Genomic DNA, 12,070 nt, shown 5'->3' on the forward strand with positions numbered 1-12,070 from the left:
ACCGAGCCCCTCTTTCCGGATGTGTGAAACGATCAATTGACAAGCGTGGCCGCCGCGGCTGCTGCCGCGCCCTCGACGCCGAACTGATAGAAGATGCCGACCAGCATTAGGGCCGCAGACCCCATCAATGCCACCCACAGAACAGGGGTCGACCGGGTTTCGATCGGCTCTTCGTTCTCGGCCCCGAAATACATGTAGAACACGATCCGCAGGTAATAGAAGGCACCGATGACCGAAGCGATGGCCGAGAGGACGACCAGACCGGTCAGACCCGCACTGACGCCCGCCTGCCAGACGCCGAATTTCGCAAAGAAACCAAGCATCGGAGGCACGCCCGCCAGGCTGAACATCAGGATCAGCACCGCCAGCGCCTTGCCCGGATCACGCTTGGAGTATTGCCGCAGAGCGTCAATGTCAGTGATGGGTTTGCCGTCACGTTCCATCATCAGAATGAAGGCGAAGGTGCCGATATTCATGGTCACGTAGATGGCCAGATACATGAGCATGGCCTTGATACCCAGCTCGGTACCAGCGGCCAGGCCAATCAGCGCATAGCCCATATGGGCAATCGACGAAAAAGCCATCAGTCGCTTGATGTCGCGCTGCCCGATCGCGGCCACGGCCCCCAGCAACATCGACAGCACGGACAGCATGACAATCACTTGCTGCCAGTCTTTGACAATGCCGCCGAACGCGTCATGCAACAGGCGCGCGAACAACGCCATCGCCGCAACCTTGGGCGCCGTGGCAAAGAAAGCCGTGATCGGTGTCGGAGACCCCTCGTAAACGTCCGGCGTCCACATATGGAACGGTACGGCCGAGACCTTGAAGGCCAGACCTGAGATCAGGAAGATTAGGCCAAACAGCAGCCCCAACGAAACATCGCCATGGTGAACTGTCTGGATGATGCCCGAGAACAACGTGGTGCCGGTGAAGCCATAGACCAGCGACGCGCCATAAAGCAGCAGACCCGAGCTCAGCGCACCCAGCACAAAATACTTCAGACCTGCCTCGGTCGATTTCGCGCTGTCACGACGCAGAGCGGCCACGACATAGAGCGACAGCGATTGCAGCTCGAGCCCCATGTAAAGCGACATCAGATCGCCTGCGCTGACCATCATCATCATCCCCACGGCGGCCAGTGCCACCAGCAAAGGATATTCAAAACGCAGCAGATCGCGGCGCGCCATGTATTCCTGGCTCATGACCAGTACTGCACCCGCCGACAAAAGGATAGCAACCTTGGCAAAGCGGGCAAAGCCGTCATCGACGAACATGCCGTTGAAGGCCACGTTTGTACCCCCGCCCTGAGTTGCAATCCAGATTGCCAGAAGGGCCATAAGACCTGCCGTGGTCCAGACCAGCAAAGGCGCCAGTCCGTCCTTTGTCGTGTAGACAGCCCCCAGCAGCGCCGCCATCGCATAAAGCGCCAGAACGATTTCCGGCAGGATGATTGTCAGATCAGCCTGGATCATGTCTCCAAAGCTCCCTTAATGCGAAGCGGCTGTCTGGGTCGCAGCCTCAGCCGCGGCCAGAGCCGTGTCATAGTTCGAAATCAGAGCCGCTGTGGATTGCCCGATTACATCGGTCACCAGCGACGGGTAGACACCCAGCAGGATGGTCATCACGATCAGCGGGGCGAAGATCAATCGCTCGCGCGAGCTCATGTCGGTCATCGCCTTAAGGCTTTCCTTGATCAGATCGCCAAACACGACCCGGCGGTAGAGCCACAGCGCATAACCCGCCGAGAAGATCACACCGGTCGCTGCCACAGCCGTTACCCAGGTGTTGATCTGGAACGCGCCCATCAGGGTCAGGAATTCACCGATGAAGCCACTGGTGCCCGGCAGGCCCACATTGGCCATGGTAAACAACATAAAGACCAGCGCGTAGGCTGGCATCCGGATCACCAGACCGCCATAAGCCTCGATATCGCGGGTGTGCATCCGGTCATAGATCACGCCAACGCACAGGAACAGCGCGGCCGAGATGAACCCGTGGCTGAGCATCTGGAAGATCGCGCCATCGATGCCCTGCTGGTTTGCCGCGAAAATACCCATGGTCACAAAGCCCATATGCGCGACCGAGGAATAGGCGATCAGTTTCTTCATATCCTCCTGCACCAGCGCCACCAAAGAGGTATAGACAACCGCGATGGCAGACATCCACAGCACCAGATCGGTCATCACGGCCGAACCCACCGGGAACATCGGCAGGCTGAACCGCAGGAAGCCATAGCCGCCCATCTTCAGAAGGATCGCGGCCAGTACGACCGATCCCGCCGTGGGCGCCTGAACGTGGGCGTCCGGCAACCAGGTATGCACCGGCCACATCGGCATTTTCACCGCGAACGAGGCAAAGAAGGCCAGGAACATCAGGGTCTGCATGCCACCGACAACATAGATGCCCAGCACGCTGAAGCCCTCGGACGAGAACTGGTGCGTCATCAGCGCGGCAATGTCCGTGGTGCCCGCATCCGCATACATTGCAACCATGGCGACCAGCATCAAGACCGAGCCGAGGAAGGTGTAGAGGAAGAACTTGAAGCTGGCGTAGATCCGATCCTTGCCGCCCCATATCCCGATGATCAGGAACATCGGAATAAGACCCGCTTCGAAGAACAGGTAGAACAGTACCAGATCAAGCGCCATGAAGACGCCCAGCATCAGCGTTTCCAGCAGCAGGAAGGCAACCATGTATTCCTTGACACGGTCCGTGACATTCCAGCTGGCCAGAATGGTCAGCGGCATGATGAAGGTCGTCAGCAGAACGAACAGGACACTGATGCCATCAACACCCATCTTGTATTTGAGGCCCATCAGCCACTCGCCCTCTTCCACCATCTGGAAACCGGGGTTCGACGGGTCAAAGCCTGTATAGATGCCGATGGAAACCAGGAAGGTCACAGTGGTGGCCAGCAGAGCAATCCACTTGGCGTTCCGCTGTGCCGCCGCATCGTCACCTTGCAGGAACAAGGCAAGAATGCCTGCGGCGATGGCGGGGATAAACGTGACGATCGAAAGGATATAATCCATTACTGGGCCCCTCCGCCGATCGACATCCAGGTGACAAGGGCCGCGATGCCCAGCACCATCCAGAAGGCATAGGTAAAGATGTACCCGGTCTGCGCCTTGCCGGCGAGGCGGGTGAAGAAGGGAACAACGCCCATTGCTACTCCGTTCAGGAAGCCATCGATTGTATTGCCGTCACCGCGTTTCCACAGGAAGCGGCCAAGCGCCACAGTGGGTTTTACGAAGACCGCATCGTAGATTTCGTCGAAATACCACTTGTTCAGAAGGAACAGGTACAGCGGACGCTGATTTGCAGCCAGACGTGCCGGCAGCGACGTATTCACGATGTAGAACCAATAGGCCACGACAAAGCCAAGCAACATGGCGACGAAGGGTGAAACCTTGACCCATTTCGGAGCCGCATGCGCATCGTCCAGAACATGGTTGTCCGGCGCCATGTAAAGCGCGCCCTCGCCGGGCTGGCCCGCAAAGACATAGTGATGATCGCCACCCTTTGCATCCTTCTCACCATGACCTTCATCGGCATGACTGTCAGCCGCGTGGCTTTCATCCGCATGGCTGTCTTCACCGTGCGAAGCATCCGCCGCCGCATGATCACCGGCCTCGGCATGTTCTGACGCTTCGGCAACCGGAATACCGTAGAACTTGCCGACCTTGTCCGCATGGCCAAAGAAATTGCCATACCAGATCATCCCGGCAAACACCGCACCCAGCGACAGAACGCCAAGCGGCACCAGCATGGTCATCGGGCTTTCATGTGCGTGGTCATGCGTATGCTTGTCGCCACGCGGTTTGCCATAGAAGGTCAGGAAAATCAGACGCCAGCTATAGAACGAGGTGAACATCGCCGCGATCACCAGCATCCAGAAGGCGTAGCCGGTTCCGCCCGCATAGGCGCTTTCGATGATCGCGTCTTTAGACAGGAACCCGGCAAAACCGATTGTGGTAAGCGGAATGCCGACACCCGTGATGGCCAGCGTTCCGATCATCATCGCCCAGAAGGTGTAAGGGATCTTTTTGCGCAGACCGCCATATTCCGTCATCTCCTGCTCGTGATGCATGGCGTGGATCACGGACCCCGCACCGAGGAACAGCAGCGCCTTGAAGAAAGCGTGCGTGAACAGGTGGAACATCGCCGCCGAATACATGCCGACGCCCGCGGCCACGAACATGTATCCCAGCTGGGAACAGGTCGAATACGCAATGACGCGCTTGATGTCGGTCTGTACCAGACCCACGGTCGCCGCGAAGAACGCTGTCGAGGCCCCAAGGAAAGTGATGAACCCGGTCGCGCCCGGCGCGAACTCCATCAGCGGCGACATGCGGCAGACAAGGAACACGCCCGCTGTCACCATGGTGGCCGCGTGGATCAGGGCCGACACCGGCGTCGGGCCTTCCATCGCGTCCGGCAACCAGGTGTGCAGGATCAGCTGCGCGGATTTACCCATCGCACCGATGAACAGCAGAACACAGATCACCTCGACCGCGGTCCATTCGCCCCACAGGAAATGTAGCTTTTCTTCTGCAAGCGCGGGTGCCGATGCGAAAATGTCCGAAAAGTTGATGCTGTCGGTCAGGAAGAACAGCGCGAAGATGCCCAGAGCAAAGCCGAAATCGCCCACACGGTTGACGATGAACGCTTTCATCGCCGCCGCATTTGCCGACGGCTTGCGATAGTAGAAGCCGATCAGCAGATACGAGGCAACACCCACGCCTTCCCAGCCAAAGAACATCTGCACAAGGTTGTCCGCCGTCACCAGCATCAGCATTGCGAAGGTAAAGAAGGACAGATAGGCAAAGAAACGCGGCTTATAGCTTTCGCCTTCGCGCCATTGCGGGTCGTGATCCATGTAGCCAAAGCTGTAGAGATGCACGAGCGCCGAAACCGTGGTGACCACGATCAGCATGATGGCGGTCAGCCGGTCCAGACGGATGGCCCACGAGGTCGAGAGCGACCCGCTTTCGATCCAGCGCATGATCTCGATCTGTTGTGTGAGCCCGTCGAACGAGAAGAACACGAGCCATGACAGCAGACAAGCCAGAAACAGCAGGCCCGTGGCCGTCCACATGGCGGCCTTCTCGCCAATGAATCTCCAGCCAAACCCGCAGAGCAGCGCGCCCACCAGCGGGGCAAAGAGGATGGTGGTTTCCATGTTCTCTTACCCCTTCATCATATTGACGTCTTCAACCGCGATGGTGCCGCGGTTGCGGAAGAAGCAGACCAGAATGGCCAGACCAATCGCCGCCTCGGCCGCCGCAACGGTCAGCACGAACAGCGTGAACACCTGCCCGACCAGATCGCCAAGGAAGCTGGAAAACGCCACGAGGTTGATATTCACCGCCAGCAGCATCAGCTCGATGCTCATCAGCAGGATGATGACGTTCTTGCGGTTCAGGAAGAGACCGAAGATGCCGATGACGAACAGCGTCGCCGCGACCGTAAGATAGTGTTCAAGTCCGATCATCGTCTTAGAGTCCCTCGAATTTCTCTTTCCCGTTGCGAAGCTCGGGAAACGCCATTGCACAGGCGCAGTTTTCTTTCGATTCAATGTAGTCGTCGATCTGGAATGCCCTTCGCTCAAAGGCTTTTGTTGCCGAAGTCCACGAATAACTTGTTTCAGCAGATGCTAGTACTTGGACAACTTCATTTGCTTCATCGACGCGATCCAAATGAGTACCGTCGAAGTCCCGTTCAAGATTCGCTACGACGCGCATCGTTTGACCGCTTTCACAAGCCGCAAACAAAACAAACTCAGTATGTGTGCATCCCAATTCGTCGGTGCAGATAGAGCCAATCTCAGAGTAAGAGACAACGCCGTTGCCAACGATTCTGTGGTTCGTCTCGAACACGTGATGCGACATAATCGGAAGAGCTTCGCAAGCTTCGATACCCGCTGCGAAAACAGTCGCGGGGAAAAAAGCGAAACTTAGCCCAGATATCACGGCTTTGAACCTCACAACCCCTGCCCCGGTTTCACGTCCTTCAATTCCATCGCCTTGGCCGGATCGCGCATCATCTGGCCGACGATGTCCTGACGCTTGATATCCTGACGGTGGCGCAGCGTCAAAACGATGGCGCCGATCATAGCCACCAGCAGGATCAGGCCCGCAAGTTGGAACAGAAGAAAGTACTGATCGTAAAGGATGACACCCAGCGCCTCGGTGTTGTGGCGGTCAGTCGGGACCGGCTGCGCCAGATTTTCGGCAGCACCCTGCGCGCTGTCCCAGGCGCCGAAAGCCAAGACAAATTGCATCAGGATGACCAGACCGATCAGCAGGGCCAGCGGCATATAGCGCGCCATCTCGGCCTTTAGCTCGGCAAAGTCCACATCCAACATCATCACAACGAAGAGGAAAAGCACAGCGACCGCGCCCACGTAGACGATGATCAACAGCATCGCCACGAACTCGGCCCCCAGCAGCACGAACAGCCCCGCCGCAGACAGGAAGGACAGGATCAGCCACAGCACCGAGTGCACTGGCTGACGGCTGATCACCGTGAACAGCCCGCCGGTGATGGCGCTGATGGCAAACAGGTAGAAGGCAAAGACGGTCATTGATCCTCATCCTCGTTGTCGCCCATGACCTCTTGCGCCAGATCCAGCGCGCGGGTCATGGCCGGGATGCCGGCAAAGACCGACATCTGACCGATCGTTTCCACGATCTCTTGTTTCTTGGCACCCGCCTCCAAAGCGTGGCGCACGGTCTGACGCACTGCCGAGTCCGCCTGAGCGCCCTGACAGGTCAGCCCGGCCAGCGTCAGCAGAAGGCGGGTTTTGGCATCCAGCCCGTCTTTGTTGACGGTGTTGCCAAACATCATCTCCATGACCTCTTTCGGCATGGTTGGCCACAGCGCCTCGAACCCCTTGGGCGAGAAGCTTTCCATCGCCGGGTTCATCGCCTTGGCCATGTCCTGAGCCTGCTTCATCATCAGCTCGAACGGATTTGTCGGGCTGTCACTCATCGGTAAGGCGCGTCCAGTTCCAGATTGCGGGCGATCTCGGCTTCCCAGCGTTCGCCGTTGTCCAGCAGTTTCTGCTTGTCATAGAACAGCTCTTCGCGGGTTTCCGTTGCGAATTCGAAATTCGGGCCTTCGACGATGGCATCGACCGGGCAAGCTTCCTGACAGAAGCCGCAATAGATGCACTTGGTCATGTCGATGTCATAGCGCGTGGTGCGGCGGCTGTCGTCCTCGCGCGGTTCAGCGTCGATGGTGATGGCTTGGGCCGGGCAGATCGCCTCGCAGAGTTTGCAGGCGATGCAGCGTTCTTCACCATTCGGATAGCGGCGCAGAGCGTGTTCGCCGCGGAAACGTGGGGACAGAGGCCCCTTTTCGTGCGGATAGTTCACCGTGGCCTTGGGCGCGAAGAAATACTTCAGCCCCAGCTTCATGCCGACCCAGAAGTCTTGCAGAAGGAAGTATTTGGCAGCGCGGGTATAGTCGATTTGGGTCATATCAGCCTCCTACGCTCCAACGGGCAAATGCGCCCCAGAACCAGTCGAATTTCGCCGCAAAGGCCACGAAAACCACCCAAGCCAGCGAGAATGGCAGGAACACTTTCCAGCCCAGCCGCATCAGCTGGTCATAGCGGTAGCGGGGTGTGATCGCCTTGACCATTGCGAAGATGAAGAAGAAGAACGCCATCTTGGCCACCATCCACAGAACGCCGTCCGGCAGGCCAGGGATCGGGGACAGCCAGCCGCCGAAGAACAGCAGAGAGGTCAGCGCGCACATCAGGAAGATGGCGATGTATTCGCCTGCCATGAACAGCAGGAAAGGCGTGGCCGAATATTCGACCTGATAACCGGCGACCAGTTCCGATTCCGCCTCGGGCAAGTCAAACGGTGGTCGGTTGGTTTCGGCCAGGGCCGAGATGAAGAACAGGAACACCATCGGGAAATGCGGCAGCCAGTACCAGCTGAAGAAGCCGAACGAGCCGTCCTGAGCGCGCACGATGTCGCCAAAATTCATCGAGCCGGTCGAAATGATCACACCGATGATGATCAGGCCGATCGAAACCTCGTAGGAAATCATCTGCGCGGCCGAGCGCAGCGAGCCCAAGAACGGGTACTTTGAGTTCGACGCCCAACCGCCCATGATCACGCCATAAACCTCGAGCGAGGACACCGCGAATACATAGAGGATCGCGACGTTGATATCCGACAGAACCCAGCCATCGTTGAACGGGATCACCGCCCAGGCGATCATCGCCAGAACGAAGGATGTCAGCGGTGCGAGGATAAAGACCGTCCGGTCGGCGCCCGCAGGAATGACGACCTCTTTCACCACATATTTCAGGGCATCCGCCACCGATTGCAGCAGGCCATAGACGCCCACCACGTTGGGGCCGCGGCGCATCTGGACAGCGGCCCAGATCTTGCGGTCCCCGTAAACAAGGAACAACAGTGAAATCATCACAAAGGCAACAACGGCAAGCACTTGCGCCAGAATGATGATGGCTATTCCGCCTGGGGTGTTAAAGAATTCAGCCATTGGTCCTCACACCGTGGGTATTCCGTTTTCCGCGCGCGATGCAAAGGCCAGAAGCCTGCGCAAACTGCGGCTGGGTCGGCGCGTTGGTGTAAACAGCATCTGCCGCCATTGCGCCACCCTTAATATTCGGTTTCACACGCAAATCAGGCGCGGCCAACTGCCGCCCGGCACCGGATGCGCCGATCTGCGATATGAAAATGGTCTGGGTCATTCCGCCGCGATCTTCTCGGATTTGCGGGCCTGCGCCTGTGCCGAAAGCTCGGCCATCAACTGTGAAGCCCGTGCGATCGGGTTGGTCAGGTAGAAGTCCTTGATCGCATAGCGGAAAGTTGCGTTGCCCAGAGCACCGGCGTCGAGAGCTTTCACATCGTTCTCGATCACTTCGTCGATACGGGCCAGATGCGAAACCGCCTCGATCAAGGCCGTGCGCAACTGTGCCAGGGAGTCGTAGGGCAGTGTTGCACCCAGTTCGGCCGACAAGGCGCGCAGGATGGCCCAGTTTTCCTTCGCCTCACCCGGCGCAAAACCGGCCCGCATCGCCAGTTGAGGGCGACCTTCGGTGTTTACGAACACGCCGTTTTCCTCGGTATAGGCCGCGCCTGGCAGGATCACATCGGCGCGGTGTGCACCCCGGTCACCATGGCTGCCCTGATAGATCACAAAGGCGCCTTCGCCGATCTCGACCTCATCCGCACCAAGGTTGTAGATCACGTCGGCGGCGCTGATCGCGTCCATTCCGCCTTCGTTCGTGGCACCCACATCCATCGCACCAACGCGCGATGCCGCAGTGTGCAAAACGATCAGACCACTTTCTGTATTGGCCGCGATGGCTTGCGCAGCAGCCAGCACGGCGGCGCCGTCCGCTTCCTGCAAAGCGCCCTGACCGATGATGACCAACGACCGTTTTCCCTTGATCTCATCATCTCCGCCCATGTCGACAACTTTTTGCAGCGCTGTTCGATCATCGCCAACATGCTGATACTCATATGTCAGATCGACCGCAGGACCGACCAAAGCGACTTCGGCCCCATGCGCCCACGCCTTGCGGATGCGCGCGTTCAGGACAGGCGCTTCGTCACGTGGGTTGGTACCGATCAGCAGGATACGTTCCGCGGTGTCGATATCTTCAATCGCGGCGGTGCCAGCGTAAGCGCCACGATTGCCCGCCGGAAGCTTTGCGCCATCGGTACGGCATTCGACAACACCACCCTGCCCTTCGATCATCTGTTTCAGCGCAAACGCCGCCTCGACCGGAGCCAGATCGCCCACGATACCGGCGGGTTTCTCGGCGCCTTTCAGCGCCTCTGCTGCCTTGGTCAGCGCCTCGGACCATGAGGCCGGGCGCAGCTTGCCGTTTTTACGGACATAGGGCTTGTCCAAACGCTGACGGCGCAGGCCATCCCAGACAAAGCGGGTCTTGTCGCTGATCCATTCCTCGTTCACGCCGTCATGATTGCGCGGCAGGAAACGCATGACTTCACGGCCTTTGGTATCGACGCGTATGTTCGATCCCAACGCATCCATCACATCGATGCTTTCGGTTTTGGTCAATTCCCACGGACGTGCAGTAAAGGCGTAGGGCTTGGAGGTCAGCGCCCCGACAGGGCACAGATCGATGATGTTGCCCTGCAAATTCGAATCCAGCGTCTGGTTCAGATACGAGGTGATCTCGGCATCCTCACCGCGCCCGGTCTGACCCATCTGAGTTATCCCGGCAACTTCGGTGGTGAAGCGCACGCAGCGCGTGCAGCTGATGCAGCGGGTCATTGCGGTGCCAACCAGCGGGCCAAGATCCAGATCATCGACCGCCCGCTTTGCTTCCTTGAAGCGGGATCCGGACATGCCATAGGCCATCGCCTGATCCTGAAGGTCGCATTCGCCACCCTGATCACAGATCGGGCAATCCAGCGGATGGTTGATCAGCAGGAACTCCATCACGCCTTCGCGGGCCTTTTTGACCATGGGCGAGTTCGTCTTGACCACCGGGGGTTGACCTTCAGGCCCCGGACGCAGGTCACGCACCTGCATCGCGCAGGAGGCCGCAGGTTTCGGCGGCCCGCCGACGACCTCGACCAGGCACATCCGGCAATTGCCAGCAATCGACAGACGCTCGTGATAACAAAAGCGCGGCACTTCGACCCCGGCTTGTTCACAAGCCTGGATCAGGGTCATCGCGCCATCGACTTCGATTTCCTGTCCGTCGATATTGATCTTGCGGAGGTCAGACATGGCTTTCAATTCGCCCTCAAATAAACGCCAATGGCGCTGTTTCTTTGGATTTCTTTCTGCCCCAGAGTGCAGAATGTGTTGGGGTTGTCATAGGTCACGCCATTCGAAGCCAGATACGCCTCGCCCTTGGCGCGCATCCGGTCTTTTTCAGCATCCGATTCGACGTAAGTGCGGATTTCGGTGTCCGAATACCCCAGTTTGTTCGCCTTGGAGCGCAGCCCCCACATCACACTGATCGCTTTCAATCGACGCCCGCTGATCGAGGGGCAATATTCCGAAATTTCATTTGCGATCGCGATGTAATAGAGTTCGTCGTCGATCTCTTTGACATCCCTCAAGGGCGGCTTCGCATTTGCAACGGCAGGCAATGTGACCAAGGTAGCCAGCGCAAGTGTTTTGGCAATAGACATGGATTTTCCCTTCGTTTTGGACGCACCAAAACGAACCGGTCCGGTCTTGCTAGGCAATAGCGGCCGGCAATCCGTGTCGTGATATGCAAAACCGCGCGTCATGGCCGTTGGCATTTTCCCGCAAAGGTCAATTGATCATCACTGATGCGCAGGTTTTGCGGTTCGGTGTCCGGCCCCACTTTCCAATCGATCCGCGAAGACCCGAAATTCTGCACGCAAAACTTGGTTCCTTCATGACGGCCGGCCTCACGTGCGCCGTCCAGCGATGCGGACGCACCCTTTACCACAACGGTAAAGTCCGTTGGCGATGCTTTCTTGTCGACCGCCTTCGCCTTTGCCTTGAACGCTTTTCCATCGAACAAAATACGATCTTCCGACGGCTTGATGATGCCGCAGGCGGACACGCTTGCCAGTGCCAGCAGGACTACAAGGGTTCTTGAGGCCTTCATACTATCCCTCTTCGTGTTCTCATCTGCCGGGACGCCATCAGAACGCCGCCACCAATGCCATAAGCCCAATCACAAACATGCAGGCCCAGCCCAATACATACAGCACGGACCGAAGGCCACTGTTCGGCTTGCCTATGCCTTTGATGTGCACCACCAGCATCACCAACCGCGCAACCAATGCGACAGACGCCAGCAGATTGACCCAGACCGGGCTGACGCCCAGCAATACCGCCGCAGTCACAACAGCCACAAACGCCGGAAGCGTTTCCGTTCCGTTCAGATAGGCCCGGTTCAGTCGATAGGCCTGGTCGGAATAGTCCTGCTCAGGGGTCGCCCCAGGCGCGAGGCCTTTGCCCTGCTTGGCCAGCGCTGAAAACGGGGCCAGGAACAGAACCACCAGCGTGAAAAGCACAACCGATGAAATCGCGTGGCTGTATTCTGCAAACATGTCCATCC

General features: G+C 58.2%; 14 protein-coding genes. All 14 read right to left on the minus strand.

Annotation, left to right across the window (positions count from 1 at the left end):
• Positions 1-32 precede the first annotated feature (32 nt).
• On the minus strand, positions 33-1,475 hold the full coding sequence (nuoN, locus tag ACR0I0_RS06060; protein ID WP_480490570.1) for an NADH-quinone oxidoreductase subunit NuoN: 1,443 nt from the start codon (positions 1,473-1,475) through the stop codon (positions 33-35).
• A gap of 15 nt (positions 1,476-1,490) precedes the next feature.
• Positions 1,491-3,035, minus strand: coding sequence for an NADH-quinone oxidoreductase subunit M (locus ACR0I0_RS06065; protein WP_480490571.1), 1,545 nt, complete (start codon positions 3,033-3,035; stop codon positions 1,491-1,493).
• The gene (gene nuoL / locus ACR0I0_RS06070; protein WP_171722963.1) at positions 3,035-5,185 is read right to left on the minus strand and encodes an NADH-quinone oxidoreductase subunit L; all 2,151 of its coding nucleotides are present in this window, start codon (positions 5,183-5,185) and stop codon (positions 3,035-3,037) included. Before nuoL ends, ACR0I0_RS06065 begins: the two co-directional genes overlap by 1 nt.
• Before the next feature lie 6 nt (positions 5,186-5,191).
• Positions 5,192-5,497 carry an NADH-quinone oxidoreductase subunit NuoK gene (gene nuoK, locus ACR0I0_RS06075; protein ID WP_005984024.1) on the minus strand — a complete coding sequence of 102 codons (306 nt, stop codon included), beginning with the start codon at positions 5,495-5,497 and terminating at the stop codon, positions 5,192-5,194.
• Positions 5,498-5,501: 4 nt separating this feature from the next.
• Positions 5,502-5,990, minus strand: coding sequence for a hypothetical protein (locus tag ACR0I0_RS06080; RefSeq protein ID WP_480490572.1), 489 nt, complete (start codon positions 5,988-5,990; stop codon positions 5,502-5,504).
• Positions 5,987-6,589, minus strand: a complete 603-nt coding sequence (locus ACR0I0_RS06085; protein ID WP_480488055.1) for an NADH-quinone oxidoreductase subunit J — start codon at positions 6,587-6,589, stop codon at positions 5,987-5,989. The genes ACR0I0_RS06080 and ACR0I0_RS06085 overlap by 4 nt, the downstream gene beginning before the upstream one ends.
• Complete coding sequence (locus ACR0I0_RS06090) at positions 6,586-6,996, minus strand: carboxymuconolactone decarboxylase family protein (RefSeq protein ID WP_170476531.1); 411 nt, start codon at positions 6,994-6,996, stop codon at positions 6,586-6,588. Before ACR0I0_RS06090 ends, ACR0I0_RS06085 begins: the two co-directional genes overlap by 4 nt.
• A complete protein-coding gene (nuoI, locus tag ACR0I0_RS06095) occupies positions 6,993-7,487 on the minus strand; it encodes an NADH-quinone oxidoreductase subunit NuoI (protein ID WP_480490574.1) in 495 nt (164 codons plus the stop codon). Before nuoI ends, ACR0I0_RS06090 begins: the two co-directional genes overlap by 4 nt.
• Before the next feature lies 1 nt (position 7,488).
• Positions 7,489-8,526: an NADH-quinone oxidoreductase subunit NuoH gene (gene nuoH, locus ACR0I0_RS06100; RefSeq protein WP_152458581.1), complete on the minus strand. Its 1,038-nt coding sequence runs from the start codon at positions 8,524-8,526 to the stop codon at positions 7,489-7,491.
• On the minus strand, positions 8,519-8,737 hold the full coding sequence (locus ACR0I0_RS06105) for a hypothetical protein (protein ID WP_171631160.1): 219 nt from the start codon (positions 8,735-8,737) through the stop codon (positions 8,519-8,521). The genes nuoH and ACR0I0_RS06105 overlap by 8 nt, the downstream gene beginning before the upstream one ends.
• On the minus strand, positions 8,734-10,755 hold the full coding sequence (gene nuoG / locus ACR0I0_RS06110; protein WP_480490576.1) for an NADH-quinone oxidoreductase subunit NuoG: 2,022 nt from the start codon (positions 10,753-10,755) through the stop codon (positions 8,734-8,736). Before nuoG ends, ACR0I0_RS06105 begins: the two co-directional genes overlap by 4 nt.
• A gap of 5 nt (positions 10,756-10,760) precedes the next feature.
• A complete protein-coding gene (locus tag ACR0I0_RS06115; protein WP_171631156.1) occupies positions 10,761-11,165 on the minus strand; it encodes a DUF5333 domain-containing protein in 405 nt (134 codons plus the stop codon).
• A 98-nt stretch (positions 11,166-11,263) separates the two neighbouring features.
• Positions 11,264-11,614 carry a hypothetical protein gene (locus tag ACR0I0_RS06120; protein ID WP_171631153.1) on the minus strand — a complete coding sequence of 117 codons (351 nt, stop codon included), beginning with the start codon at positions 11,612-11,614 and terminating at the stop codon, positions 11,264-11,266.
• A gap of 37 nt (positions 11,615-11,651) precedes the next feature.
• A complete protein-coding gene (locus tag ACR0I0_RS06125) occupies positions 11,652-12,068 on the minus strand; it encodes an MAPEG family protein (protein ID WP_210092583.1) in 417 nt (138 codons plus the stop codon).
• Positions 12,069-12,070 lie beyond the last annotated feature (2 nt).

Source organism: Ruegeria sp. AG6, assembly GCF_056541565.1.

Bases quoted from the DNA above. Each gene is read 5' to 3' on its own strand.
- nuoN (WP_480490570.1), bottom strand. From the start codon at position 1,475: ATGATCCAGGCTGATCTGACAATCATCCTGCCGGAAATCGTTCTGGCG.
- ACR0I0_RS06065 (WP_480490571.1), bottom strand. From the start codon at position 3,035: ATGGATTATATCCTTTCGATCGTCACGTTTATCCCCGCCATCGCCGCA.
- nuoL (WP_171722963.1), bottom strand. From the start codon at position 5,185: ATGGAAACCACCATCCTCTTTGCCCCGCTGGTGGGCGCGCTGCTCTGC.
- nuoK (WP_005984024.1), bottom strand. From the start codon at position 5,497: ATGATCGGACTTGAACACTATCTTACGGTCGCGGCGACGCTGTTCGTC.
- ACR0I0_RS06085 (WP_480488055.1), bottom strand. From the start codon at position 6,589: ATGACCGTCTTTGCCTTCTACCTGTTTGCCATCAGCGCCATCACCGGC.
- ACR0I0_RS06090 (WP_170476531.1), bottom strand. From the start codon at position 6,996: ATGAGTGACAGCCCGACAAATCCGTTCGAGCTGATGATGAAGCAGGCT.
- nuoI (WP_480490574.1), bottom strand. From the start codon at position 7,487: ATGACCCAAATCGACTATACCCGCGCTGCCAAATACTTCCTTCTGCAA.
- nuoH (WP_152458581.1), bottom strand. From the start codon at position 8,526: ATGGCTGAATTCTTTAACACCCCAGGCGGAATAGCCATCATCATTCTG.
- ACR0I0_RS06105 (WP_171631160.1), bottom strand. From the start codon at position 8,737: ATGACCCAGACCATTTTCATATCGCAGATCGGCGCATCCGGTGCCGGG.
- nuoG (WP_480490576.1), bottom strand. From the start codon at position 10,755: ATGTCTGACCTCCGCAAGATCAATATCGACGGACAGGAAATCGAAGTC.
- ACR0I0_RS06115 (WP_171631156.1), bottom strand. From the start codon at position 11,165: ATGTCTATTGCCAAAACACTTGCGCTGGCTACCTTGGTCACATTGCCT.
- ACR0I0_RS06120 (WP_171631153.1), bottom strand. From the start codon at position 11,614: ATGAAGGCCTCAAGAACCCTTGTAGTCCTGCTGGCACTGGCAAGCGTG.
- ACR0I0_RS06125 (WP_210092583.1), bottom strand. From the start codon at position 12,068: ATGGACATGTTTGCAGAATACAGCCACGCGATTTCATCGGTTGTGCTT.